The sequence below is a fragment of the Collinsella aerofaciens genome (assembly GCF_009876115.1).
GTDB lineage: Bacteria > Actinomycetota > Coriobacteriia > Coriobacteriales > Coriobacteriaceae > Collinsella > Collinsella aerofaciens_N.
The window spans coordinates 1-25486 of sequence record NZ_WWSY01000015.1; the positions used below are offsets into that span (position 1 = coordinate 1).

Sequence of the window (25486 nt, forward strand, 5' to 3'; positions counted from 1 at the left end):
GGAGGAATTCCGGAATCAGTCCCTATGTGCGGCGTAGGCCGCTTATTAGCCCGTCCAAGAATTGGGGCGCAGTTCATTACGGTAGCGGGGCTCTTTTGTTTTGCATGATGGGTTTTGACCGCCTGGTAATGCTGCTGAGTAGGTGGCTGCGGCGCCCTATTCGCCCAAGGGGCGCAGCGACGCCTCCTCAAAATGGAAGGATCGCAAGCCGTCTTCCTTTTCGATACACGCGCGTCCAAAGGTATCGACGGTTTTAAAGATGCCTCGCGCCAGCTCGTCACCGGCAGGGGAGCGGGCGATAACGTGCTTTCCAATCCAATTGAGGTGAGCGACATATTCGCCGTGGACGGGCGCGAGCGGTCCGGCGTTTTCTTCCATGGCGTTGAGCAGATCTGCCCACGCGTCTACAGCGTTTACGACGGTGTGATAGACCTCATCGAGGAGCATATCGACGGCGGGAACGTTCTCGTTGAGGTCCGAGAGACCGATTGCCGGCAGGCCACCATCGGGCACCTCCGCGGGCACATAGTTCACGTTGACGCCGATGCCACAGACCGCAAAGGGGTTGCCTTCGTTATCGCGTGCGGCTTCGACCAGAATGCCGCCGAGCTTGCGTCCTCGCGCGACCAGGTCGTTGGGCCATTTGAGGCCAATCTCGTTTGCAAGACCCTGCTTTTCGAGCGCCTCGAGCACCGCTAGGCCGCTGACGGCGGCAAGGCCAGAGTACTTGGCGGGATCAACACGAGGACGTAGGACAATCGAGAGTAACAGATTGCCGGCGGTTGAATCCCACTTGTGGCCGCGTCGGCCGCGTCCTGCTGTCTGAGTCCGGGCGGCAAGTCCTGTGCCGTGCGGCGCTCCCTGTTTTCCTGCTTCGAGCAGGTCATCGTTGGTCGATCCGGTTACGTCGACTATCGTTAATTGGGCATCCATAGCGGCTGCTACCTCCCTAATGAATAAGTGAATGACGCAATGGTGTCGATAGATAGACACAATGTGAAGCCTTTGTCGCATTTGGACAATTTAATGTTAACACGTCAACAAGGTGAAGAATGCGCTATCCTCTCTTGGTCGATGTAAACACGTCAACAACTCAAAGGAGGTTAGTGATGGGTTTCACGATTCTTGGAACAGGCTCGGCGCTTCCCAAGCGCAGTGTTTCCAATGACGAGCTGTCCGAGTTCCTCGATACCTCGGATGAGTGGATTTTTACCCGCACAGGCATCAAGAGCCGTCATGTGTGCACCACCGAGTCGCTCGACGACCTTGCCGTGGCAGCGAGCGAGCAAGCGCTCCAGACGTCCGGAATCGATGCGAGCCAGCTGGATCTTATCGTCTGTTCGACGACGACGGGCGATCATCTCGTTCCTGCCGAAGCGTGCGCCATTGCTGAGCGCCTGGGTGCCACATGTCCTGCTTTCGACGTTTCGGCGGCCTGTGCCGGCTTCGTATTTGCGCTCGATGTCGCCGAGGGCTATATCACCCGCGGTCGTGCCGAGCGTGTGTTGGTCATTGCTGCCGAGCAGATGACGCGCGCGCTCGACTGGACCGACCGCGCCACCTGTGTGCTCTTTGGCGATGGGGCAGGCGCCGCGGTGATTGAGGCTGGGGGAGACAGCCCCCTTGCCGTTGAGCTTTCGACGGCGCCCGACGTCGAGACGCTGTGCGTTCCCGGTCTGGTCGGCACCTCGCCGTTTAAGGCCTCCGCAGATAGCGAGAGCGTGCTGTCCATGAATGGCCGCCGCGTGTTCAAGTTCGGCGTCAACGCCATCTGCGACACGGTCCATAAGCTTGCGAGCGATGCGGGCATTTCGGTCGAGGGCATCGACCATTTTGTATTCCATCAGGCTAACGAACGAATCCTGAGTCAGGCGGTCAAGCGCCTCGGCGTGCCAGGCGAGCGCGTGGTTCGAACGCTGCGCGAGACCGGCAACATTTCGAGCGCCTGCATTCCCTTTGCGCTTGACCGGCTGGCACGCACCGACGCACTGAATGCGGGCGACACCATCGCCCTCGTTGGATTTGGCGCCGGTCTGGATATAGGTGGCTATCTACTTCGTTGGAAGTAGCCGCACATAGGAAATAAAAACGCCCCTAGGGCACAAACAAAGGAGAACTACCATGGCAGATCAGAAGACCTTCGAGCGCGTTTGCGATGTTATCCGCGAGACCGCCGGTCTTGACGACGTCGAGATGAAGCCCGAGTCCACGCTCGAGGAGATTGGTCTCGACAGTCTGGGCACCGTCGAGATCCTCGTCGCCGTTGAGGACGAGTTTGGCATCCAGCTCGATACCGAGGAGAACCCCAAGACGGTCGGCGAGTTCGCCGATACGGTCGAGGCGGCATTGGAGAAGTAGAGATGCTCAAGACTCCTCTCTGCGATCTGCTCGGCATCGAAAAGCCCGTGTTCCAGGGCGGTATGGCCTGGATCGCCGACGCCTCGCTGGCGTCCGCAGTGTCCGAGGCGGGCGGCTTAGGGATTATCGCGGCCATGAACGCCGACGCCAACTGGCTGCGCGACCAGATTCATGAGCTGCGCGCCAGGACGGATAAGCCCTTTGGCGTCAACGTCATGCTCATGAGCCCGTTTGCCGACGAGGTCGCGCGGGTCGTGATTGACAAGCGAGTGCCGGTCGTCGTGACGGGTGCCGGCAATCCCACCAAGTACATGAAGGCGTGGAACGAGGCGGGCATCAAGGTCATCCCGGTCGTTGCCTCGGTGGCGCTGGCGCGTCTCGTGGCGCGTCGTGGAGCCACTGCCGTGGTTGCCGAGGGTACCGAATCAGGCGGCCATATTGGCGAGACCTCGACGATGGCACTGGTGCCACAGGTTGTCGATGCGGTCGATATTCCCGTGGTTGCGGCTGGCGGTATCGCAGATGGCCGCGGCGTGGCGGCCGCCTTTATGCTGGGCGCCGCCGGCGTGCAGGTGGGTACGCGCTTTCTGATCGCAGATGAGTGCACCGTATCGGAACAGTACAAGGAGATGGTCCTGAAGGCCAACGACACCTCGACGCGTGCGACCGGCCGCTCGACGGGACACCCGGTGCGTGCCCTCAAGAGCCCCTTCACCAACGCCTACGCAAAGAGCGAGGCGGCGGGCGTAAGCGTCGAGGAGCTCGGGGCCATGGGCACGGGCGCCCTTCGCAAGGCCGCCAAGGACGGCAATTACGAAGAGGGCTCGTTTTTGTGTGGACAGATTGCCGGCATGGTCAACGAGCGCCAAAGTGCACGTGAAATCGTTGACGACCTGGTCGATGGCGCCGAGCACGTCCTGAAGGGTGCGTGCGCATGGGTGGCGTAGCGTTTCTGTTTGCCGGCCAGGGCGCCCAGCACCCCGCGATGGGCGTCGACCTGATCGAGGCATCGCCGGCGGCCGCCGAGGTGTTCGCCATTGCCGACGAGGTGCGCCCGGGGACCAGTGAGCAGTGCCGAAGCGCCTCCAAGGAGGAACTCTCGCAGACCGAGAACACGCAGCCGTGCGTGTTCGTTCACGATCTGGCAGCGGCTGCCGCCCTGCGTGAGCGCGGCGTGGTACCTACCGCCTGTGCGGGTTTTTCGCTTGGCGAGGTCGCCGCGCTCACCTTTGCGGGGGCGTTCGATACGCGAGCGGGCTTTGAGCTCGTGTGCGAGCGCGCGGCGCTGATGGCCGCGGCTGCCGAGCGCCATCCGGGCGGCATGCGCGCCGTCATCAAGCTCGATGCGGCGCAAGTCGAGAACCTGGCAAAACAGGCCGGCGAGGACTGCTGGCCGGTCAACTACAACAGTCCGCAGCAGACGGTTGCTGCCGGAGCGCCCGAGGCGCTGCAGGAGCTCGACGTCCTAGTAAAAGAGGCTGGTGGCCGCGCTATGAAAGTCGCGGTGTCGGGCGCATTTCATAGCCCCTATATGGCCGAGGCGACTGAGGGGCTGGCGACGTATATCCAAGCCGGCCACGCGCCGTCACCGCTGCTGATTCCGGTCATGGCAAACATGACGGCGGCGCCCTATCCGGCGGACCCGCGAGCGGCATCGGATGTCTTGGCCAATCAGGTGAGTCATGCCGTTCGTTGGGTCGACACGCTGCATACTCTGCAGAATCAGGGCATCGACACGTTTATTGAGGTCGGCCCTGGCAAAACGCTGTCGGGCCTGGTCAAGCGTACGCTGAGCGACGTTCGCGTGTATTCGTGCGAAACGGCCGAGCAGGTCGCAGCTATTGCCGACGAGCTCGCATAGTCCACAGGGCTGTAACCCGAAAGGAATGACATGGGCAACTTGAACAACGGCGCGCTCGAGCGCAACGACTCACGTCGCGTGGCACTGGTCACGGGTGGCTCGCGGGGTATCGGCCGCGCCTGCGCTGTCGGTCTGGCGGAGGACGGCTTTGATATCGCCGTCGTCTATGCCGGCAGCGTCGATGCGGCGCGCAAGACGTGCGAAGCCTGTGAGGCGGTTGGCGCCACGGCACGCGCATATCAATGCGACGTGACCGATCCCGCTGCCGTCAACGCGTGCGTGGAAGCGGTCCTCAACGACTTTGGTTCCATTTGGGCGCTCGTCAACAACGCCGGCATCACCCGCGATGGCCTGCTCATACGCATGGGCGATGACGCATTCGATCGCGTGCTCGATGTCAATCTCAAGGGAACATTCAATATGACGCGCGCGCTCACCAAGACCTTTATGCGCCAGCGCGGCGGTTGCGTCGTCAACATGAGCTCGGTCGTGGGCCTGATGGGCAATGCCGGGCAAGCCAACTACGCTGCTTCCAAGGCAGGCGTGATAGGGCTTACCAAGGCGGTGGCGCGCGAGCTTGCGCCTCGTGGCGTACGAGCGAACGCGGTCGCCCCCGGGTTTGTCGAGACAGATATGACGGCAAAGCTCTCGGAGAAGGTGCGTACGGCAACCGAGGAACAGATTCCCCTTAAGCGCATGGCACGTCCCGAGGAAGTGGCCGGCGTGGTGCGCTTTTTAGCGAGCGATGCGGCTGCTTACATTACGGGCGAGGTCGTGCGCGTCGACGGCGGAATGGCGATGTAGAAACCAGGGCCGAAGAACGGCTTGGATGAGGAGACCATGATGGAACAGAGAGTTGCAATCACCGGCATCGGTGCCGTATCGCCGCTCGGCAACACCGCGCTTGCCACCTGGGCGGCCATGTGCGCCGGGACCTGTGGCATCGGCCCGATCACGCACTTCGATACCGATGCGTTTACCGTCAAGGTGGCGGCCGAAGTCAAGGGCTTTGACGGCAACGAGTACTTTGGCAAGCGTGACGCCAAGCATCTGGACCCCTGCGTTCAGTTTGCGATGGCGGCTTCGGACGAGGCAATGCACGATGCGGGCTTTGATGTCGAAGGCGCCATCGATCGTGAGCGCCTGGGCGTCTACGTGGGCTCGGGCGTGGGCGGCATGACGACGCTCGTCGACAACGTCCACACGATCGCCGATCGTGGACCTCGCCGCGCATCGCCCTATATGATTGCGATGATGATCCCCAACATGGCTTCGGGCAATATCGCGATCCGCCACAAGGCAAAGGGACCGACCCTGCCAGTCGTGACTGCTTGCGCGACCTCGGCCCATGCGGTGGGCGAGGCGTTCCGCGCCATCAAGCACGGCTATGCCGACGCGATCCTCGCGGGCGGCGCCGAGGCGGCCATTATCCCCGATGCCGTTGCAGGCTTTACGTCCTGCCGCGCATTGACCACCAACCCCGATCCTGCGACGGCTTGCCGCCCGTTCGATGCAGACCGCGACGGCTTTGTGATGGGCGAGGGCGCTTGCGTGCTGGTACTCGAGAGCATGGAACATGCGCAGGCGCGCGGTGCGCACATTTATGCCGAGGTCGTGGGCTACGGCAACACCGATGATGCTTATCACATCACGAGTCCCGATCCCGAGGCTGCCGGCATTGCCCGCGCGATATCGCTGGCGGTGGCCGAGGGCGACGTCAAGCCTTCCGAGGGCCTCTACATCAATGCCCACGGCACCTCGACCAAGCTTAATGATTCGTCCGAGACGGCGGGCATTAAGCGAGCGCTCGGCGAGGACGCGGCGCGCGCCGCACATGTCTCGTCGACCAAGTCGATGACGGGGCACATGATCGGTGCCACGGGGGCCATTGAGGTCATGGCCTGCGCCATGGCACTCGAGCAGGGCGTGGTGCCGCCGACCATTAACTACCACACGCCCGATTCCGCCTGCGATCTTGATTACACGCCCAATCGCGCGGTTCGCGCCGACCTTACCTGGGCGCTTTCGACCAACCTAGGCTTTGGCGGGCACAACGCCGCCATCGCGCTGCGTAGATATACGAGGAGCTAGAGCATGGATTCCAAAAGACTTGCCGAGATAGCCGATGTGATGGAGGACCGCGGCCTCACGCGCGTACGCGTTGAGGAGCCCGATGGCACCGCGGTCGAACTCGAGCGCGCGAGTGTGGCGCAGCCGGTTGCCGTGCCCATGCCTATGCCGGGTGCCGTGGCCGCTCAAGTTGCAGCTCCCACAGTCGCGCCTGCCGCACCGGAACCCGCCACGCAGACACCTGCCGCCGCGCCGGAGCCCAAGGGCACCGAGGTGACTGCTCCCATGGTGGGCGTCTTCTATGCTGCCCCTGCGCCGGGCGACGAGCCATTTGTGCGCGTGGGCTCCAAGGTCAAGGCCGGCGAGACCCTCTGCATCATCGAGGCCATGAAGGTTCTCAACGAGGTGACGGCCGAGGCAGACGGTGAGGTGCTCGAGATCTGCGTGGCCGACGGCGACCTCGTGGAGTTTGGCAGCTGCCTCATGAGGATCGGATAGGTGATATCCATGAACAAAGAAGAGCTCAAGAAGCTGTTACCGCATCGCGAGCCGATGCTTTTGCTCGACGAAGCCGAGCTGGTGGGCGACGAGGCCCACGGCAAGATCACGATTACAGGCGACGAGTACTTTTTGCAGGGACATTTTCCGGGAAACCCGGTCGTTCCCGGCGTGATTCAGTGCGAGATGCTCGCCCAGAACTGCTGCGTGCTGCTGATGGGCGATGAGGAGGCGCGCGGCGCGACGCCGTTCTACACGAGTCTGGACAAGGTGCGCTTTAAGCGTCCGGTGCGCCCGGGCGACACGGTGGATCTAGTGTGCTCCATCACGCGTGCGCGCGGGCCGTTCCGCTTTGCGACGGGTACTGCGAGCGTCAACGGTGAGGTTTGCTGCCGCGCCGATATGTCTTTTGCACTCATGCACGAAAGTTAAGGAAGGCTCCATGTTCGACAAAGTGCTCATCGCCAACCGCGGCGAAGTTGCGGTCCGTGTTATCCGCGCGTGCCGCGATATGGGCATCAAGACCGTCGCCGTTTATTCCACGGCCGATGCGGACGCGCTACACGTGCAGCTTGCCGACGAGGCGTATTGCATCGGCGGCCCGCGTCTTGCCGAGAGCTACCTCAACGACGATGCCGTGCTCACCTGTGCCGTAAAGTCGGGAGCTAAGGCAATTCATCCCGGCTATGGCTTCTTTTCCGAGAAGGCGAGCTTCGTGCGCGACTGCGACAAGTTCGGTCTGGCGTTTGTCGGTCCTTCGGCCGAGGTGATCGACAGCATGGGCGACAAGGACGCCGCACGCCGAACGGCCGCTGCTGCGGGCGTGCCCATCGTGCCGGGCTGCGATTTGCTCAAAAGCCCCGAGGAAGCAACGGCCGAGGCCGAGCGCATCGGCTGCCCCGTGCTTATTAAGGCGCGCGCGGGCGGCGGCGGTCGCGGTATTCGCAAGGTCGAGCGCGTGGAAGATGCGGCAAAGGCGTTCATCGAGGCGCGTGCCGAGGGTGAGGCCGTTTTTGGCGACGGCGAGTGCTACATGGAGAAGTTCGTTGCGCCGGCGCATCACGTTGAGGTACAGATTATGGCCGATAAGCAGGGCCATGTGTTTTCGCTCGGCGAGCGCGAGTGCTCGGTGCAGCGCCGCAACCAAAAGCTGATCGAGGAGAGCCCCGCGCCGTGCCTCGACGGACGCGATGATATTCGCGCGCGCATGCACAAGGCCGCGCGCGACCTGGCTCGTGCCGTTGGCTATGAGGGCGCTGGCACCATCGAGTTTTTGTACTCAGATGACGGCAATTTCTACTTTATGGAAATGAACACGCGCTTGCAGGTGGAGCATCCGGTTACGGAGTTTGTGACCGATACCGACCTGGTCAAGTGGCAGCTGCGCGTGGCTGCCGGCCAGCCTCTGCCCTTTGAGCAGGAGGACGTACCGGTCCGCAACCACGCCATGGAGTGCCGCATCAATGCCGAAACGCCGGACTTTCTACCGTCATGTGGAACGGTCACCGCGTTGCGTGTGCCGGGTGGTCCGCGCGTGCGCTGGGATTCCGCCATGTTTACCGGAGCGAAAGTTCCGCCGTACTACGACTCCATGCTCGGCAAGCTCATCGTGTGCGCGCCCACGCGTGACGGTGCCATTCGCAAGATGCGCTCGGCCCTGGGCGAGCTCGTGATTGAGGGCGTGAGCGAAAATAGCGAGCTTCAGCTCGACGTGCTGGCAAACGACGAGTTTTTGTCGGGCATGTATCACACCGATCTGATGGGGCATCTCTATGCTGATGAATAGAAAAGCGAAGACGGTCAATGTCCTTGAGGGGCCGATAACCGAGTCGTGCGCCGAGTTCCCCGCGCGCCACGTGTTTGTCAAATGCCCGGAGTGCCGCCGTGTGATCGATGAGGCGCGCCTGCACGACAACCTCGAGGTCTGCCCTCGTTGCGGCAAACACTTTCGCGTGAGCGGTCGCGCGCGCATGCGCATGACGGTCGACGCGGGTACCTTTGAGGAATGGGATGCCAATCTGGCGTCGAAGGACTTCCTCTCGTTTCCCGGTTATGCCGACAAGCTTAAGAGCGTGAGCGAGCGTTCGGGCGAGCGCGATGCCGTTGTGTGCGGCAGGGGCAAAATCTGCGGCTGCGATACCGCGCTCTTCTTTATGGATGCCAACTTTATGATGGGCTCAATGGGCTCCGTGGTGGGCGAGAAGATCTGTCGTGTCTTTGAGCGCGCGGCCGAGTTGGGGCTGCCGGTCGTTGGCTTTACCGTATCGGGCGGCGCCCGCATGCAGGAGGGCGTGACCTCGCTCATGCAGATGGCCAAGATTTCTGCGGCGGTTAGGCGCCACAGCGAGGCGGGCGGCCTGTATATCACGGTGCTCACCGATCCCACGACCGGAGGTGTAACCGCGAGCTTTGCCATGGAGGGCGACATTATCCTGGCCGAGCCCGATGCCCTGACGGCATTTGCCGGCCCGCGCGTGATCGAGCAGAACATGCACAAGCGTCTGCCCAAGGGATTCCAGCGTTCCGAGTTTTTGCTGGAGCACGGCTTTTGCGATGCCGTTGTTCCGCGTGGTGAGATTGCGCTCACGGTAGGCGAGCTGCTGGCGCTGCACGAAGGGCACGCGCCCGGCCTGGGGGCACCGCATGAGATCGTGCATACGGGTCGTCGCGACAAAAAGCTGGGACACTTGTTTAAGCGCTCGGCCGCACCAAAAAGCGCGCTCGAAATCGTCAAACAGACTCGCTCGGCGAACCGCGCCACGGCAGGCGAGATGATCTCGTTGGGTCTCGACGGATTCGTAGAGCTGCACGGCGACCGCTACTTTGGCGACGATGCTGCCGTGGTGGGCGGCATCGGCTGGAAAGACGGGCGACCCGTGACGGTTATCGCCATCGAGCGCGGTACCACGACCAAAGAGCGCATGCGTCGCAACTTTGGCATGGCGCATCCCGAGGGCTACCGCAAGGCACGTCGCCTGATGCACCAAGCCGAGAAATTTGGTCGGCCGGTTCTGTGCCTGGTTGATACTTCGGGCGCGTTTTGCGGCATCGGTGCCGAGGAGCGCGGCCAGGGCGAGGCGATTGCCCAGAATCTCATGGAGATGAGCGGCCTTAAGACGCCGATTGTCTCGGTGGTGACAGGCGAGGGCGGCTCTGGTGGCGCGCTGGCGCTGTCCGTGGCCGACCGCATCCTGATGCTCTCGAGCTCGGCCTATTCGGTCGTGAGCCCCGAGGCCTGTGCGTCGATCCTGTGGAAGGATACCGAGCGCGCGAATGAGGCCGCTGAGGCGCTTAAGCTCACGGCCCCCGATCTGTTGGCGCTCGGCATCATCGACGGCATTGTTGACGATAGGGGCCTGTCGCATGAGGAGATCGCCGGTGTCGTCATGTCCTCGGCATTTGATGCCTTCGATACGCTTGGGCAGCTCGACGACGCGACCCTCACAAACCTCCGCTACGAAAAGTACCGCGCAATCGGTCAGTACCGCACGATGTGACAAAGGGACAGTCCGCATGTCACATTGGGAAAGGCGTTCCATGTCACAAGTTTCTAACACCTCGTTTACAACGACGGTTTCATCAAACGCCATGGCCGTGGTGGACTATCTGTCCAAAAGCATGATGTCGGCGTTGCCGTTTATTGTCTGCGCGGCGCTGTTCCGCACCGTTGCCGTCATTATGGGCGAAGGCATGCTTGGTCTATGGCCTGCCGATTCCGAAATCTATCGCCTGTTTTACAGCTGGCTGTATAACGCCGGCTACTACTTTTTGCCCATTTATCTTGGTTGGGCCGCTGCCCGCCAGCTCGGTTGCTCGGAGCAGCTGGGCATGATGCTGGGCGGCGTATTGATTGTGCCCGATCTGCTTAAGCTCGTCGATGCCGCATCGACGACGGGGGCATCGATGACTTTCGTGTATGGTCTGCTTCCCGCGCCGGTCAACGATTACACAACGACTGTTATTCCGGTTCTCATCTCGGTACCCGTGCTATGGCGAGTGGAGTGTTTCTTCCAGCGCGTTATCCCTAAGGCCGTGGCGTTTTCGTTTGTTCCGTTTGCAACCATGCTCGTCATGGTTCCGGTCTCGCTGTGTATTACGGCGCCGGCGGGCAGCTATCTGGGCATGCTGTTGGGACAGCTTATGTTTATGCTTGGCAATTCCGGTGGCATCGTGTCGCTGCTCACGCTTATGGGGCTTGCCGCGGGTTGGGAGTTTCTTAAGATCGCGGGTGTCAGCAACGTTGTCCTATCGCTCGCCTATGCGCAGTTTATGAGTGTGGGAACGGATTCGTGCATTCTGATCGCCGCGACGATGGCGACGTTCGCCGTTTGGGGTATGCCCTTTGGCGCGTCGCTCCGCGTTGCGGATAAGGACGAGAAGGCGCTCATGCTGGGCTATTCAATCTCGGGTATTCTTGGCGGCGTAAGCGAGCCAGCGCTGTACGGATGCGGCTTTAAATATGGCAGGTGTCTGACGTGCATGGCCGTTGGCGGCGCCGTCGGAGGCCTTGTTGCGGCCGTAGGCCACGTTACGGCTTATACTATCGGTATGACGAATGTCCTTATGGTCATTGGCTTTGCCACGGGCGGCATTTCGAACCTGCTGTGGTGCTGCGCTGCCGGTGGCACGGCATTTGCGGTGTCTGCGGCGCTGAGCTGCTGTTTTGGCGTGGTGCCGACAAAGGTGCAGGCGGCAGAAGACGAAGTTGATTCGCTCGAAACAGTGGCGAGCGCTGCTGAAGCAAACGCATAAATCTGTGCGACAAAAGGACGATTCCTTTGTCATATTCCAAGGCTGCGGCCCGTGTGGGTTGCGGCCTTTTTGTATCTGGGGGACAAAGTGGCTACACTACAATCCGTTTGAGCAATAGATATATAGGTAGTACCGTGGGGGCGGATGCAGATGGTCGAGTGGATTGTTCGTCGTGCGCAGGGCGACCGTGCACGCGTGGGAACGTTGACGGGCATGGTGTGTATTCTCGCCAATGTGGCACTATGCGCTGCGAAGGGTGCAATTGGCGTGCTGTCGGGATCGGTTTCGATTGTGGCGGACGCTATGAACAACCTGTCTGATGCCAGCTCGAACATCGTGAGCGTGCTTGGCTTTAAGCTGGCGGGCAAGCCGGCCGACCCCGAGCATCCTTACGGACATGGCCGCTACGAGTATCTCTCGGGTCTGGTCGTGGCGGCGCTCGTGCTGCTGATTGGCGTTGAGCTGGTGAAGTCCTCGGTTGAGCGCATCATCCACCCCGAACCTGTCGAGTTCTCGCTTGCCCTGGTGGCAGTCTTGGTGCTTTCGATGATTGTTAAGCTCTGGATGGCGGCCCTCAACCAAAAGCTCGGCGATCGCATTGAGTCCGAGACGCTGCATGCGACCGCTCAGGACTCAAAGAACGATGTCCTAGCTACGGGCGCCGTGCTGGCGTGCGCAATTGTTTCGCAGGTGACGCACATCAATCTTGACGCATGGGTCGGCCTTGCCGTTGGCGCCTATATTGGCTGGAGCGGCTTTGAGCTTATCCAGGATACGGTGAGCCCGCTTTTGGGCCAGGCGCCCGATCCTAAGCTGGTCAAGCACATTCGAGACAAGATCATGAGCTACCCCGGCGTTTTGGGCGTTCACGATCTGATGGTTCACGACTACGGCCCGGGCAGGAAGTTCGCAAGCGCTCACGCTGAGATGGCAGCCGAGGCAAGCCCGCTGGAAAGTCACGACACGCTCGATAACATCGAGCAGTCGTTTAGAAACGAAGACGGCATGATCGTCACGCTCCATTACGACCCCATCGTGACCGACGACACCAAAGTGGCGAGCATGCGCCTGCGCATCAACGCCATGGCTCAGGAGATTGATAGCCGCCTTTCGATTCACGACTTGCGTTGCGTACCGGGCCCCACGCACACCAATGTGATTTTTGACTGCGTGCGACCCTCGGATTTGGCGATGAGCGCCGAGGACCTAAAGCGCGCGTTGGCGAAACGTGTCGAATCGGAATATCCCAAGTCGATTGCCAAGATCACGATCGACGAAGACTACGTAGGGCATACCCACGAGTAAGGCTGTGCCGGCAAAGCAGGTTATGCAGAAGGGGAGAGCATGAAGAAGCTGTATCTACTCCGCCACGGTCAGACGGAGTTCAACGTCAAAAAGCTGGTCCAGGGCCGCTGCGATTCACCGCTGACCGACCTGGGTCGTCAGCAAGCCGGGATGGCAGCCGCGTGGCTCAAAGCCCACAACGTCGTTCCCGACAAAGTGGTCTCTTCGCCCTTAGGCCGAGCCATGGACACGGCAAGTCTCGTCGCAACCGAACTCCTCGGCCGGGATGCAGCAGTCGAGCCCTGCGAAGGCATCATCGAGCGCAGCTACGGCACCTTCGAAGAAGGCCCCCACGACGCCCTACCCACCGACGTCTGGGACCCCGGCGAGGACCTGATCCCATTTGGCGGAGAAGGAAGCCATGCCCTGCAGGAGCGCATGGTGGGCACCCTCACCAATCTCATGGGCGCCGAGGGCATCGAAACCCTCCTAGCAGTAAGCCACGGCAGCGCCAGCCGCCAATTCATCAAGGCTGCAGCCCCAGAGGGCTTCGAGCTCCCAACAAAACTCCCCAACTGCGCCATTATGATTTTCGATTTTGATGAGGCGGAGCCACAAGTAGAGGGCGAGCCAATGCAATGCAAGTTCACCCTCCAGCAAATAGTGGACCCCCAACAAAGTCATTAGCCTGAGCGAGCAGAGTTAAGCAGACATCAACGTGTCGTCTCCCGAGCACGGCGGAGGGCCGGAGAAATATATTAAGGTCATCGCGAGTTCCGCACGCAAAGGAGAGCACTTAATGTGCTCTCCGTCTTGCGCAGGACTGTAGAGCAGGGACCTTAATATATTTCTCCGGCCCTCCGCCGTGCTCGGGAGCCATCCACGCACTTTACCTGCGTAAACAATGTGAGTGAAATATGAATCTCGATGGATACGCCCGCAGCCGTGTATACTAAACAGCTGTGTGAAACCAGGGGAGTATTCTGGCTGGACAAAATGCCTGCTTAATAGGGTTGTCAGGTAGTCCGGGCGAAATACAAGGCTGGGGAGCACGTCGTGTAAGTAGTGGTCCTCTAGGGGCGTACGCTCGGTGGTGTACGCATTGTCCCAAGACCACGCGAGAGTTGGGATCATATCTTGATCAGCATGATTCTCGGCCGCAAGATTGGCATGACCCAGGTTTGGGACGAGGACGACAACGTCGTTCCCGTCACGGTCATCCAGGCTGGCCCCTGCGCTGTCTCGCAGGTTAAAACTCAGGCAACCGACGGCTATGACGCCGTCCAGATCGGTTTCGGCGACATCAAGGCCAAGAACGTGAACAAGCCCATGGCTGGTCACTTCGCCAAGGCTGGCGTCGAGCCTGTCCGCTTCCTTCGTGAGGTCCGCGTCGAGAACGGCGAGGAGCACAAGGTCGGCGAGGTCGTCACCGTCGCTGATTTCGCTGATGTCGAGAAGGTCGACGTCATCGGTACCTCCAAGGGTAAGGGCTTCCAGGGTCGCATCAAGCGCTGGGGTCAGCGCCGCGGTCCTATGACGCATGGTTCTCACTTCCAGCGTCACCCCGGTTCTATCGGTCAGTGCGCCTATCCTGCGCGCGTCCTCAAGGGCGTCAAGATGGCCGGTCACATGGGTAACGAGCGCGTTACCGTCAAGAACCTTTCCGTTGTCCGCATCGATGCCGAGCAGAACCTCATCTTGGTCAAGGGCGCTGTCCCGGGTGCCAAGAATGGTCTCGTCGCCATCCGTATGGCCTAAGGGCCCAGCCCATTTAGCCCAGCGTCATACCAAGGAGAACACTTAAATGGCAAAGTTTGAAGTAAAGAACAGCGAGGGCAAGAAGGTCGCCGAGGCCGAGCTCGCCGCTGAGGTGTACGGCATCGAGCCGAACATCCACGTTATGCACCACATCGTCAAGTGCCAGATGGCCTCTTGGCGTCAGGGCACCCAGTCCGCTAAGGGCCGCTCTGAGGTTTCCGGTGGCGGCAAGAAGCCTTGGCGTCAGAAGGGCACCGGCCGTGCCCGCCAGGGTTCCATCCGTGCTGCCCAGTGGCGTCACGGTGGCGTTGTCTTCGCCCCCAAGCCCCGTTCCTACGCTAAGCGTATGAACAACAAGGAGGTCAAGCTGGCTATGCGCTCCGCGCTGTCCGCCAAGCTGGCCGATGGCGAGCTCGTGCTCGTCGACGACTACGGCTTCGAGAAGCCTTCCACCAAGGCTGCCGTTGCCATGCTCAAGGCTCTTGGCCTTGAGGGCAAGCGTCTGACCATCATCGTTCGCGATGAGGACGTCAACGCCTACCTGTCGTTCCGCAATATTCCCAAGACGTTCATCATCACCGCTGACGAGGCCAACACCTACGATCTCGTCAACAACAACGCTGTGCTGATGCCCGCCGACATCGCCGCTCACTTCGGGGAGGTGCTTGCATAAATGACCGCCCACGAGATCATCATCCGTCCGATCGTGTCCGAGCGTTCCTTCTCCGGCATGGAGCTGAACAAGTACACGTTCGAGGTCGCCAAGGATGCTAACAAGTATCAGATCAAGGACGCTGTCGAGGAGATCTTCGGCGTCAAGGTCGTTCGCGTGAACACCCTGACGGTCAAGCCCAAAACCAAGCGTGTGCGCTATGTCGCCGGCAAGACCCGTTCTTGGAAGAAGGCCATCGTCACGCTGGCCGAGGGCGACACCATCGAGGTCTTTGGCAATCAGGCCTAAGACTCGCTGCTGTTGAGTGAGCTCATGCCTCCCAAATAGGGGAGGCGAGAGCTCAAGGTTTCGGGCGTATAAAATGGACACGCCCGGAACCGTGTATACGTCCGGTGTCATCGCACCCGAGGCAGAACCTCGAATCCCTGTCTGCGATGGCTAACGGATTCCTATTGAAAGGGATTGTAATGGCTGTAAAGCACCTTAAGCCGACCTCCGCTGGTAGGCGTTGGCAGACGATCTCCGATTTCTCCGAGATCACCTGCACCAAGCCCGAGAAGTCCCTTCTCGAGCCCCTGCCCAAGAAGGCCGGTCGTAACAACAACGGCCGCATCACCACCCGCCACCAGGGCGGCGGCGTGAAGCGTCGTTACCGCGTGATCGACTTCAAGCGCAACAAGGACGGCGTGCCCGCCAAGGTTGCCACGATCGAGTACGATCCGAACCGTTCCGCTCGCATCGCTCTGCTGCACTACGCTGACGGTGAGAAGCGCTACATCCTGGCCCCCAAGGGCCTCGAGGTCGGTCAGACCATCATGTCCGGTTCTGACGCCGACATCAAGCCGGGCAACGCTCTGCCCCTCGCCGACATCCCCGTCGGTACGCTCATCCACGCCGTCGAGTTCCAGCCGGGCAAGGGCGCTGCTATCGCCCGTTCCGCCGGTAACTCCTGCCAGCTGATGGGTAAGGAGGGCAAGTACGCTATCGTCCGTATGCCTTCCTCCGAGATGCGCCGCATCCTCGTTACCTGCCGCGCCACCGTCGGTGAGGTCGGCAACGCCGATCACGCCAACATCGTCATCGGCAAGGCCGGCCGTAAGCGTCACATGAACGTGCGCCCGACCGTCCGCGGTACCGTCATGAACCCTGTCGACCACCCGCACGGCGGTGGCGAGGGCAAGAACCACACCTCTGGTCGTCCCTCTGTTACCCCCTGGGGTAAGCCGACGAAGGGCCTTCGTACGCGCAAGAAGAAGAAGGTCTCGAACCAGCACATCATTCGTCGCCGTAAGAAGTAATTTCGGATACCGAGTTTTAGGAGAAAGCACTTATGAGCAGAAGTCTCAAAAAGGGCCCGTTCGTGGAGACTCGCCTTCTCTCGCGTATCACCGCGATGAACGAGGCTGGCAAGAAGGACGTCGTGAAGACCTGGTCCCGCGCGTCCACCATCTTCCCCGAGATGGTTGGTCACACCATCGCCGTCCACGACGGCCGCAAGCATGTGCCCGTGTATGTTACCGAGTCCATGGTTGGTCACAAGCTCGGCGAGTTCGCGCCGACTCGTACGTTCCGTGGCCACAAGGCCAAATAGGGGGTTAACCGTAAATGGCAACTAAGTCTATTGAAACTGAGGCCACCGAGGTTCGCGCCGTCGCTAAGTACGTGCGTGTTTCCCCCAGCAAGGCCCGCCTGGTGGTCGATCTGATCCGCCGCAAGCCTGTCACTCAGGCCTTCGACATCCTCCACTTCTGCGACCGCGCCGTCGCCGTGGATGTCGAGAAGGTTCTCCGTTCCGCCGTTGCGAACGCCGAGAACAACAACGGTCTGCGTGCCGACAACCTGGTTGTCGCCGCTGCCTATGTTGACGAGGGTCCGACGCTTAAGCGCATCCGTCCCCGCGCCAAGGGTTCCGCTTCTCGCATTCTGAAGCGTACTTCCCACATCACCGTCGTCGTTGCTCCTCGAAAGGAGGCGTAAAGCTGTATGGGTCAGAAAGTCTACCCCACCGGCTTCCGTCTTGGCATCACCGAGAACTGGCGCTCCCGCTGGTTCGCAGAGAAGGATTACGCTAAGACCCTCGGTAACGATCTCGAGATCCGCAAGTACCTCGAGAAGCGTCTTTCCCGCGCAGCTGTCTCCCGCGTCGAGATCGAGCGCGCTGGCGACAAGGTGAAGGTCATCATCCTCACTGCTCGCCCCGGCGTTGTCATCGGTAAGAAGGGTGCCGAGATCGATACCCTCCGCACCGAGCTCGAGAAGGTCGCTGGCGTCTCCAAGGGCCAGCTCTCCGTCGACGTTGTCGAGATCAAGCGCCCCGAGCTCGACGCCAACCTCGTTGCTCAGTCTATCGCCGAGCAGCTCGAGGGCCGCGTTGCCTTCCGTCGCGCTATGCGCAAGGCTGTCCAGTCCGCCCGCAAGGCTGGCGCTAAGGGCATCCGTATCCAGTGCTCCGGTCGTCTCGGCGGTGCCGAGATGGGCCGTCGTGAGTGGTACCGCGAGGGCCGCGTGCCTCTGCACACCCTCCGTGCCAAGATCGACTACGGCACGGCTGTCGCCAGCACCACCATGGGCGCTTGCGGCGTGAAGGTCTGGATCTACCTGGGCGAGAAGCTCCCGGGCCAGCCTGTTCCCAACCCTGCACTCGAGGGCTCTTCCCGTCCTCGTCGTCGTAACTCCGAGAGGAGGGGTCAGTAGTGCTTGCCCCTAAGCGTATTCTTCACCGCAAGGTGCAGCGTGGCTCCATGAAGGGCCAGGCCAAGGGTAATACCGAGCTGCATTTCGGCGAGTTTGGTATCCAGGCTCTCGAGGCCCATTGGATCACCAACCGTCAGATCGAGGCCGCTCGTATTGCCATGACCCGCTACATGAAGCGTGGCGGTCGTGTCTACATCACGATCTTCCCCGATAAGCCCATCACCAAGAAGCCTGCCGAGACTCGCATGGGTTCTGGTAAGGGTAACCCCGAGGAGTGGGTGGCCGTCGTCAAGCCCGGCCGCATCATGTTCGAGGTCAAGGGCGTGCCCGAGGAGGTCGCTCGCGAGGCTCTGCGTCTTGCACAGCACAAGCTTCCCATCAAGACCAAGATTGTTGCTGCTAAGAACGCTGAGCAGCGCATCGAGAAGGAGATGGCTGAGGAGGCCGCTCTCGAGGCCAAGTGGGCTGCTGAGGACGCCGCCGCCGCCAAGGAGGAGAACTAATGAAGCCCGCAGAGATTCGTGAGCTCTCGGACGCTCAGCTCGTTGAGAAGCTGAAGGAAATGCGCGCCGAGCTCTTTAACCTTCGTTTCCAGATGGCCACCAGCCAGCTGGACAACACCGCTCGCGTCAACACCGTGAAGAAGGACATCGCTCGCGTCCTCACGGAGCAGCGCGCCCGCGAGATCGCAGCGGAGAAGTCCGCTGTCGCCGAGTAGGACCTAAGGAGAGAACATGACTGATTCGCGTAACTCGCGTAAGGTCCGTACGGGTGTCGTTACCTCCGTCTCCGGTGCCAAGACCATTGTTGTCACCATCACCGAGCGCAAGCGTCACCCCAAGTACGGCAAGATGATGACCAGCTCCAAGAAGCTGCACGCTCACGACGAGGAGTGCACGGCTGGCGTGGGCGACACCGTCCGCGTTATGGAGACCCGTCCTATGTCCAAGATGAAGCGTTGGCGCCTCATCGAGGTCGTCGAGCGCGCTAAATAAGCAGTCGCTCTTACGACTTGTACGTTTCCGAAGATGTGCGTATGCCTGGCTTGCATACCACGGGCCGTATACAGGCTGCGCACCTCTCTTCGGTTCTTAGTTCGGAGGAACATCTACCATGATTCAGATGCAAACCATGCTGAACGTCGCCGACAACTCCGGCGCTCGCAAGATTCGCTGCATCAAGGTGCTTGGCGGTTCCAAGCGTCGTTATGCAGGCATCGGCGATGTGTTCATCGGTGCTGTCCAGGAGGCTACCCCTGGCGCCAACGTCAAGAAGAAGGACGTTGTCCGTTGCGTCGTCGTTCGCACCGTTAAGGAGATCCGCCGCAAGGATGGCTCCTACATTCGCTTTGATGAGAACGCCTGCGTTGTCATCAACAACGATGGTTCGCCCGTCGGCACCCGTATCTTCGGGCCCGTCGCTCGCGAGCTTCGTGACAAGAAGTACATGAAGATCGTCTCGCTCGCTCCCGAGACCCTGTAGTTAGGGGAGATATATGTATATCAAGAAGGGCGATAAGGTCCAGGTTCTCTCTGGTAAGGATCGCGGCAAGCAGGGCGTTATCCTGCGTGCTCTCCCCGCCGAGAACAAGGTCGTTGTCGAGGGCGTTTCGGTCGTCAAGAAGGCCGTCAAGCCCAACGCTGCCAACCAGCAGGGTGGTATCGTTTCGCAGGAGGCTCCCATCGATGCCTCCAACGTCAATCTCGTTTGCCCCGAGTGCGGTAAGGTTACCCGCGTCGGTCACGAGAAGGACGGCAAGAACAAGCTGCGCGTCTGCAAGAAGTGCGGCCACAAGTTCTAAGCTGCCCGCAACATCAAGTTGCTAGCAAAGGCCCGGATGCCCCACGGCACCCGGGCCTTTTTCTATCCCTACTCATTGCACTCATTGGGGACAGACTTAAATGAGTGGGGTAGCCGTTGGGGAAGGTCCTTCGCGGGCAGGGCGATCTTCATGGCATTCCTAGGGTCCTTTCGACCGATATCTCCTGTGCAAATCTTCCGGCCTGAGACGTATCGGGGATCAACCTACTGGATGCATCAAGCATAGATTCTTATCCGCCTAAGAGCCAATATCGGTCGCGCGTCGTGCTCTGTAAATTGCATGCTTGCGTGTCTGTGCGCGTTCCTTTGCGTTTTATTGCGCACCCCCGCGTATATATGCGCCGTTTACGGGGAAAAAATGACCGTTTAGAGGTAAGATACGCAAAAACGCGCATAGACGCGCGTGTTTGTGCGAATATAGAGCTATCAGAAATGCAAGACGTTCTATGACACAGGAGGCACATATGGCAGATTCCAAGCAGGCTCCGCTCGACGCCGCGGCAGCCGCCAAAGCAGCGTTCGCTTCGGTCCAGGACAAGTCGTTCCCCGACGATATTTTTACGGCTCCCGAGCTTCGTTGGGCCGTGATCGGTTGCGGCGTTATCGCCAACCAGATGGCTCAGTCCCTCGCTCTTGCCGGTCGCAAGCTTGCGGGCGTTGCCAACCGTACGCTGTCCAAGGCTCAGGCTTTTGCCGAGCAGTATGGCGTCGAGAAGGTCTACGACACGGTTGAGGACCTCTACGCCGATCCTGACATCGACGCCGTCTATATCACCACGCCGCACAACACTCATATCACCTATCTGCGCGCTGCCCTGGCAGCCGGCAAGCACGTGCTCTGCGAGAAGGCCATTACCCTCAACTCCGCCGAGCTCGACGAGGCCCGTGCCATTGCCGACGAGCACAACGTGGTCCTTATGGATGCCACCACGGTGCTCCACATGCCGCTGTATCAGGAGCTGCGCCGCCGCATGGATGCCGGTGAGTTTGGCCGCATGAATCTCGCCCAGCTCAACTTTGGCAGCTATAAGGAGTACGGCGACCTGAGCAACCGCTTCTACAACCGTAGTCTTGCCGGCGGCGCCATGCTCGATATTGGCGTGTATGCACTGTCCGTCATGCGCCTCTTTATGGCAAGCCAGCCCGCTGAGGTCGTTTCGCTGGGCAACACCTGTGAGACCGGTGTCGACGTTGCGGGCGGCATCGTCTGCCGTAATGCCGAGCAGCAGCTGGGCGTCGTGAGTCTTACGCTTCACTCCAAGCAGCCCAAGCGCTCGATTATTAGCTTCGATAAGTGCTATATCGAGGTCAACGAGTATCCACGTGCCGATCACGCGAACATCGTGTGGACTGCGAACGGCCATCGCGAGGAGGTCCACGCCGGCACCGAGGCTTACGCCCTGTGCTACGAGATGGCCGATCTTGAGAAGGCCGTTGCCGGCGACGACTCCAAGCGCGAGCAGCTGGATTATGCTTCTGATGTTATGGAGCTTATGACCAAGCTTCGCGCCGACTGGGGAGTCGTGTACCCCGAGGAGGAGTAAGCGATGCTAGCGGAAGATAGGCTCAACGCGATTGTGTCGATGGTGCAGCAGGCTGGCTCGGTTACTGTGCCAGAGCTTGCCGATACCCTGGGCGTGACGGCGTCTACCATTCGGCGCGACCTGCAGACGCTCGATCGAGCGCACCGCATCGCCAAGGTCCACGGTGGAGCGACGAGTCTTGAGCGCGCGCATGTGACGCGCAACCTAACGCTCAATGAGCGCAGCGACCTCCATAACGACGATAAAGAGCGTATCTGCGCCCGCGCTGCGGCGCTTGTGGAGCCCGAGAGCTTTGTATACATCGACTCGGGCTCGACGACGCTCAAGCTCATCGAGCATCTTCCACACCTTGAAGGTGTCACCTTTGTGACCGATTCCGTGCTTCACGCTCAGCACCTTGCTTTGCGCGGCATGCGTACCGTGGTGTTGGGTGGCGAGCTCAAACCCGAGACCGAGGCACTCGTTGGCCCCGATGCCTTGGCAACCTTAGACCGCTACAACTTCAACTGTGGCTTCTGGGGCTCCAACGGCATTGCCGCCGAGCAGGGTTTTACGACTCCCGATATCGAGGAAGCGCAGGTCAAGCGTATCTCGATGCGCCATACGGCCAAACGCTTCGTAATCTCGGACGCCAGTAAATTTGGCATGGTGGCGCCCGTCAAGTTCGCGGACTTCCGTGACGCAACGATTATTACCGCAGGCGATGTCCCTGCCAAGTACCGGGCAATGGACAACGTCATCACGGTCTAACAGCAGGGGACGGGCTAAGGCCAAAACCACCGCGAAGGGGCAGGAACCTTTGTGGTGGTTTTGACGTTTGTCAGATAAAACCTGCCAAAATAAACCTGTCCCTTTTCGGCAGGTTTTAGGGCTCCCAGGGGCAGGGGGCTTCGATGTGGATGTGCTCGCCGGTTACGGGATGCGTAAAGGACACGCTGTGGGCATGGAGCATGAGGCCGCAGGGGCGCGGCGTTCCGTACAGGTCGTCGCCAACTAGGGGATGATGCTCGCTTGCCAGGTGCACGCGAATCTGATGCTTGCGGCCGGTGAGCAGCTCGACATCGATATATGAGCGCGTGGGCAGGCCGCGGCGGCTCTTAAGGCGCTTGAGCACCTTCACGCGCGTTTGAGACGGCTTGCCGCTGGCGCCGACGCGCATCTTTCGGCTGTCGTGACGGTCGCGGGCGATGGGCTTGTCGATGAGCTTTTCGTTCCAGTCGATCTTGCCCTCGGCGAGCGCCAGGTAGTGCTTTTCGAACGCGTGGTCGATGACCATCTGGTCAAAGGCGGGCTGCGTCTGCTTGTCGAGCGAGAACAGCACCACGCCGGTGGTGTTGCGGTCCAGGCGATTGAGCGGCTGCATGTCGGTCGCGGCAAAGCCATCGCCCATCGCCAACAGCAGGTCGCTGGCGTAGTCGGTGAGCGTGCGCTCGCCGGTGCCGTCGCCGTGGACGATCATGCCGGCGGGCTTGTCGATGGCCATGAGCCAGGCGTCGCAATAGAGGACTTGAGGTTCTTCGTTCACGTGTAAGCCTTTCGGTTAGCTAATTCCCACAAACATGCAGCCCGAGGTGGCGCCGCGCAGGCGGGCAGCTGGCTTGCGGCCGGCTTGAGCCGCCTCGACGGCGCGACGGACGCGGGCGACGGCACGGCCCACCTCATCCGTCTCGAGCAGCGTTCCGTCCACCATGAGACGACGCACGCCAGCATCGAGCAGCTGAGGAACCTGCGGCGTGAGGTCGATGGGGTAGGCGTCGTACAGGCGAGAGCGGCCGTGGATGTCGGTGCGGACGGGCATGACCTTTCCGTCGATATTCTTGAGCGAGAGCTTGCGGGCACGCAGGCGGCAGTTGGCACAATCGTGGATGCAGCCGTTGACAACCTGCAGAATGCAATGCTCGCTTGTCATGACGCGCGGCCGGCCAAAGACGGTGATGCCCAGAGCCGCGGGCGCGGTGGCGCCGAGCGAGACAATCTCGTCGAGCGTGATCTCGGGCGAGAGCCAAAACGCACCGGCTCCGCGCTCGGCAAGCGCCTCCATGCAGGGCGTGTTGTGTACCGGCAGGCAAGAGCGAATCTCGGCCGTGGCGCCAACCTGGGCGGCCAGGGCAAGCTCAGAGATGTTGCCAATAGCGACCGTGGCGCCGGCAACAACCCATGGGTCAACGCGGACGTGGTCAACGGCGCGGCAGACCTCATCGAGCACGGGTACGATGCCCTGCTCAAACGTATCGGCGGTGGAGAGCTTGGCCGCATCGAGCGCGTCGGTGGTCATGTAGATGCGCGTTGCACCCTCCGCCCGCGCCGCCTCGGCGGCCTCGAGCGAGGTGACGGTGGCGCAGATCTGCGGCTCGTCGCGGTAGTGCTCGGGCGCGGGGCGGGAATCACTGGTGACAATCGCCGGCAGCTCGAGCGTTTTTGCGCGCTCCGCGTACGGCGCCAGAATGGCCTCTTCCAGCGCCTTGCAAGCGGCGGCGCGCACCTTATGTACGGCGGAGAAGCCCATGCCGCAGCCCTCATCGAGTGCCACATCAAAGCTTGCGGCCTCAAAGGGCGAGGAACCCATGCGGCCCACATGCTCAACCAGATCGGACGCCTCGACCGCGCGGGTCTTGGCGGCCTCGACGGTAAAGCCCGTGGCCGTGGCCGTAAGCGATGGGTCGTCGCAGCAAGTAAGCGTGACGGCAAACGGTTCGCCCAGACGCGCCACAACGGTTACATCAACGGCGCGGCGGCGCAGCACGTCGCGCTTGAGCGCGGCGCCGGCGGCGTCGATGGCGCGCTGGCTGCGGATGACACGCACGCGGCAGCCCTCGGGCATGCTGCGGGGCACGCGACACTCGATGATGTCACCGGCGGCGGCATCATCGGTAGCGATAGTGGTGAGGAACTGGTCGAACTCGTCGTCGTGGCGAAGTTCCAACAAGTCGCCCTTGCCCACGGGCTCAAACAGCTCAATGCGGGCGATGGCGGCGCGGCGACGACGGTCGTCGGGTTTGAGCCCACGCACGTCGCGGTTGGCCAGACGGCTGCCCAGTACCGTGCCCACAATCTGGCCACGGTTGTTGGAACGCTCGTAACTCATCATCTCGTCGCCCGAGGTGCCGTCCTGATAGGCGTGCGTAAAGTCGCGGTTAAAGCAGCGCTTGAGTTGGCGCTGGCGAGCGGCGTCCTCGTGCTTATCTACGGCGACCCCGGCGAGCATGTCATCGATCTGATAGCGATACACATCGACGATGGAGTACACGTAGTCGGGCGCCTTCATGCGGCCCTCGAGCTTGAGCGATGCGGCGCCGGCGTCATACAGACGGCGAACGAGCTGCGAAGTGTTGGTGTCGCGCGGGCATAGAGCGCGCTCGCGACCGGCGGGGGAGAGCGTACGGCCGTTCTCGTCGATTAGCTCGTAAGGCAGGCGACAGGGCTGAGCGCACATGCCGCGGTTGGCCGAGCGGCCCGCCATGGCAAAGCTCGACAGCAGGCACAGGCCCGAGTAGCAAAAGCAGATGGCGCCGTGGCTAAAGACCTCCAGGTCAACGTCGGGCGCGGCATTGTGAATGGCGGCAATCTCGTCGATGGAAAGTTCGCGCGAGAGGGTCACACGGTCGGCGCCCTGCTCGCGGCACCAGATAGTTCCGCGGTCATCATGGATGTTCGCCTGGGTCGAGATATGTGTCTCGATGCCGGGCATGGTGCGCTTGACCTCAAAGAACAGACCCCAGTCCTGGATAATGAAGGCATCGGCGCCCAGCGTGGAGCAGCGGTGGATGAGTTGCAGCGCATCGCTCATCTCGGACTGCTTGATGACGATGTTGACCGTGACGTAGACGCGCGAGCCGGCCAGGTGTGCAGCACGGCAAGCCTGCTCAAAGGCCTCGTCGGTAAAGTTCGTTGCCTTGCGGCGGGCGTTGAAGCTGCCCATGCCACAGTAGATGGCATCGGCGCCGGCGGCGAGTGCGGCGGCAAAGGGCTCCGGGCCTCCGGCGGGGGCCAAGAGCTCGGGTCTGCGGTTGGTGGTTCGACTGGCGGTTGCGGTCATATCCTGCCTTTCAAAATGCTCAGATACTCAAAAGTATAGTGGTGCCGTCGCGGCAGACGATGCCCGTGCTCCAAGCGGGATAAAGTCTTCAGCAGCTTGGACTGGCTGCTCCACATGTGAACCGTTCAGCGGTCCGG

29 protein-coding genes and 1 pseudogene are annotated in these 25486 nt (G+C 61.1%); 27 read left to right on the plus strand and 3 right to left on the minus strand.

Features of this window, described 5'->3' with window-relative positions; all coding sequences use genetic code 11:
- Window positions 1-156 precede the first annotated feature (156 nt).
- Window positions 157-933 (minus strand): biotin--[acetyl-CoA-carboxylase] ligase, encoded by a 777-nt coding sequence (locus GT571_RS07730; RefSeq protein ID WP_161156480.1) that lies wholly within the window; start codon window positions 931-933, stop codon window positions 157-159.
- 176 nt (window positions 934-1109) lie between these two features.
- Here GT571_RS07730 and GT571_RS07735 point away from each other — a divergent pair, with 176 nt between their 5' ends.
- The 27 genes and pseudogenes from GT571_RS07735 to GT571_RS07865 all read left to right on the plus strand — a co-directional run bounded on the left by GT571_RS07735 (window position 1110) and on the right by GT571_RS07865 (window position 22063).
- On the plus strand, window positions 1110-2069 hold the full coding sequence (locus GT571_RS07735) for a 3-oxoacyl-ACP synthase III family protein (protein ID WP_161156482.1): 960 nt from the start codon (window positions 1110-1112) through the stop codon (window positions 2067-2069).
- Between the two features lie 52 nt (window positions 2070-2121).
- On the plus strand, window positions 2122-2358 hold the full coding sequence (locus GT571_RS07740) for an acyl carrier protein (protein ID WP_006235019.1): 237 nt from the start codon (window positions 2122-2124) through the stop codon (window positions 2356-2358).
- A gap of 2 nt (window positions 2359-2360) precedes the next feature.
- Entirely contained in the window at window positions 2361-3305 is a 945-nt protein-coding gene (gene fabK, locus GT571_RS07745; protein WP_161156485.1) for an enoyl-[acyl-carrier-protein] reductase FabK, read from the plus strand.
- Window positions 3293-4219, plus strand: a complete 927-nt coding sequence (locus GT571_RS07750) for an ACP S-malonyltransferase (protein WP_161156486.1) — start codon at window positions 3293-3295, stop codon at window positions 4217-4219. Before fabK ends, GT571_RS07750 begins: the two co-directional genes overlap by 13 nt.
- Before the next feature lie 30 nt (window positions 4220-4249).
- Entirely contained in the window at window positions 4250-5023 is a 774-nt protein-coding gene (gene fabG, locus GT571_RS07755; RefSeq protein WP_118266299.1) for a 3-oxoacyl-[acyl-carrier-protein] reductase, read from the plus strand.
- Window positions 5024-5062: 39 nt separating this feature from the next.
- On the plus strand, window positions 5063-6310 hold the full coding sequence (gene fabF / locus GT571_RS07760; protein ID WP_117629228.1) for a beta-ketoacyl-ACP synthase II: 1248 nt from the start codon (window positions 5063-5065) through the stop codon (window positions 6308-6310).
- Between the two features lie 3 nt (window positions 6311-6313).
- Window positions 6314-6787, plus strand: a complete 474-nt coding sequence (gene accB / locus GT571_RS07765) for an acetyl-CoA carboxylase biotin carboxyl carrier protein (RefSeq protein WP_118266298.1) — start codon at window positions 6314-6316, stop codon at window positions 6785-6787.
- A 9-nt stretch (window positions 6788-6796) separates the two neighbouring features.
- Entirely contained in the window at window positions 6797-7219 is a 423-nt protein-coding gene (gene fabZ / locus GT571_RS07770; RefSeq protein WP_099432064.1) for a 3-hydroxyacyl-ACP dehydratase FabZ, read from the plus strand.
- 10 nt (window positions 7220-7229) lie between these two features.
- A complete protein-coding gene (locus tag GT571_RS07775; RefSeq protein ID WP_117647602.1) occupies window positions 7230-8573 on the plus strand; it encodes an acetyl-CoA carboxylase biotin carboxylase subunit in 1344 nt (447 codons plus the stop codon).
- Window positions 8560-10284: an acetyl-CoA carboxylase, carboxyltransferase subunit beta gene (accD, locus tag GT571_RS07780; RefSeq protein ID WP_089572485.1), complete on the plus strand. Its 1725-nt coding sequence runs from the start codon at window positions 8560-8562 to the stop codon at window positions 10282-10284. The genes GT571_RS07775 and accD overlap by 14 nt, the downstream gene beginning before the upstream one ends.
- 40 nt (window positions 10285-10324) lie before the next feature.
- Entirely contained in the window at window positions 10325-11539 is a 1215-nt protein-coding gene (locus GT571_RS07785; protein WP_161156488.1) for a PTS sugar transporter subunit IIC, read from the plus strand.
- A gap of 150 nt (window positions 11540-11689) precedes the next feature.
- The gene (locus tag GT571_RS07790) at window positions 11690-12844 is read left to right on the plus strand and encodes a cation diffusion facilitator family transporter (RefSeq protein ID WP_240136147.1); all 1155 of its coding nucleotides are present in this window, start codon (window positions 11690-11692) and stop codon (window positions 12842-12844) included.
- Between the two features lie 39 nt (window positions 12845-12883).
- Window positions 12884-13510, plus strand: a complete 627-nt coding sequence (locus tag GT571_RS07795; protein WP_089572482.1) for a histidine phosphatase family protein — start codon at window positions 12884-12886, stop codon at window positions 13508-13510.
- Between the two features lie 450 nt (window positions 13511-13960).
- Window positions 13961-14581: a 50S ribosomal protein L3 gene (gene rplC, locus GT571_RS07800; protein ID WP_035137484.1), complete on the plus strand. Its 621-nt coding sequence runs from the start codon at window positions 13961-13963 to the stop codon at window positions 14579-14581.
- Window positions 14582-14627: 46 nt separating this feature from the next.
- Window positions 14628-15254, plus strand: a complete 627-nt coding sequence (gene rplD / locus GT571_RS07805) for a 50S ribosomal protein L4 (RefSeq protein WP_006235032.1) — start codon at window positions 14628-14630, stop codon at window positions 15252-15254.
- Entirely contained in the window at window positions 15255-15542 is a 288-nt protein-coding gene (gene rplW, locus GT571_RS07810) for a 50S ribosomal protein L23 (protein WP_022094197.1), read from the plus strand.
- Window positions 15543-15721: 179 nt separating this feature from the next.
- On the plus strand, window positions 15722-16552 hold the full coding sequence (rplB, locus tag GT571_RS07815; protein WP_055250219.1) for a 50S ribosomal protein L2: 831 nt from the start codon (window positions 15722-15724) through the stop codon (window positions 16550-16552).
- A gap of 32 nt (window positions 16553-16584) precedes the next feature.
- Window positions 16585-16845 carry a 30S ribosomal protein S19 gene (rpsS, locus tag GT571_RS07820; protein WP_006235035.1) on the plus strand — a complete coding sequence of 87 codons (261 nt, stop codon included), beginning with the start codon at window positions 16585-16587 and terminating at the stop codon, window positions 16843-16845.
- Window positions 16846-16859: 14 nt separating this feature from the next.
- Window positions 16860-17231, plus strand: coding sequence for a 50S ribosomal protein L22 (gene rplV / locus GT571_RS07825; protein ID WP_117773442.1), 372 nt, complete (start codon window positions 16860-16862; stop codon window positions 17229-17231).
- A 6-nt stretch (window positions 17232-17237) separates the two neighbouring features.
- A complete protein-coding gene (gene rpsC, locus GT571_RS07830; RefSeq protein ID WP_006235037.1) occupies window positions 17238-17948 on the plus strand; it encodes a 30S ribosomal protein S3 in 711 nt (236 codons plus the stop codon).
- A pseudogene (gene rplP / locus GT571_RS07835) lies at window positions 17948-18364 on the plus strand (50S ribosomal protein L16); the annotation flags it as partial. The gene rpsC and the pseudogene rplP, both read left to right, overlap by 1 nt.
- An 86-nt stretch (window positions 18365-18450) precedes the next feature.
- The gene (gene rpmC, locus GT571_RS07840; RefSeq protein WP_006235039.1) at window positions 18451-18666 is read left to right on the plus strand and encodes a 50S ribosomal protein L29; all 216 of its coding nucleotides are present in this window, start codon (window positions 18451-18453) and stop codon (window positions 18664-18666) included.
- A gap of 16 nt (window positions 18667-18682) precedes the next feature.
- Window positions 18683-18943, plus strand: a complete 261-nt coding sequence (gene rpsQ, locus GT571_RS07845) for a 30S ribosomal protein S17 (RefSeq protein ID WP_006235040.1) — start codon at window positions 18683-18685, stop codon at window positions 18941-18943.
- 118 nt (window positions 18944-19061) lie between these two features.
- Window positions 19062-19430, plus strand: coding sequence for a 50S ribosomal protein L14 (gene rplN / locus GT571_RS07850; protein WP_006235041.1), 369 nt, complete (start codon window positions 19062-19064; stop codon window positions 19428-19430).
- A 13-nt stretch (window positions 19431-19443) separates the two neighbouring features.
- The gene (gene rplX, locus GT571_RS07855) at window positions 19444-19749 is read left to right on the plus strand and encodes a 50S ribosomal protein L24 (protein WP_099432059.1); all 306 of its coding nucleotides are present in this window, start codon (window positions 19444-19446) and stop codon (window positions 19747-19749) included.
- A 484-nt stretch (window positions 19750-20233) separates the two neighbouring features.
- Window positions 20234-21313, plus strand: a complete 1080-nt coding sequence (locus GT571_RS07860) for a Gfo/Idh/MocA family protein (protein ID WP_161156492.1) — start codon at window positions 20234-20236, stop codon at window positions 21311-21313.
- Window positions 21314-21316: 3 nt separating this feature from the next.
- Window positions 21317-22063 carry a DeoR/GlpR family DNA-binding transcription regulator gene (locus GT571_RS07865; RefSeq protein WP_161156494.1) on the plus strand — a complete coding sequence of 249 codons (747 nt, stop codon included), beginning with the start codon at window positions 21317-21319 and terminating at the stop codon, window positions 22061-22063.
- Window positions 22064-22178: 115 nt separating this feature from the next.
- Here GT571_RS07865 and GT571_RS07870 read toward each other — a convergent pair whose 3' ends face one another.
- Window positions 22179-22838: an RluA family pseudouridine synthase gene (locus GT571_RS07870; protein WP_233508892.1), complete on the minus strand. Its 660-nt coding sequence runs from the start codon at window positions 22836-22838 to the stop codon at window positions 22179-22181.
- A 15-nt stretch (window positions 22839-22853) separates the two neighbouring features.
- Entirely contained in the window at window positions 22854-25349 is a 2496-nt protein-coding gene (locus GT571_RS07875; RefSeq protein ID WP_161156496.1) for a U32 family peptidase, read from the minus strand.
- Window positions 25350-25486: the final 137 nt, after the last annotated feature.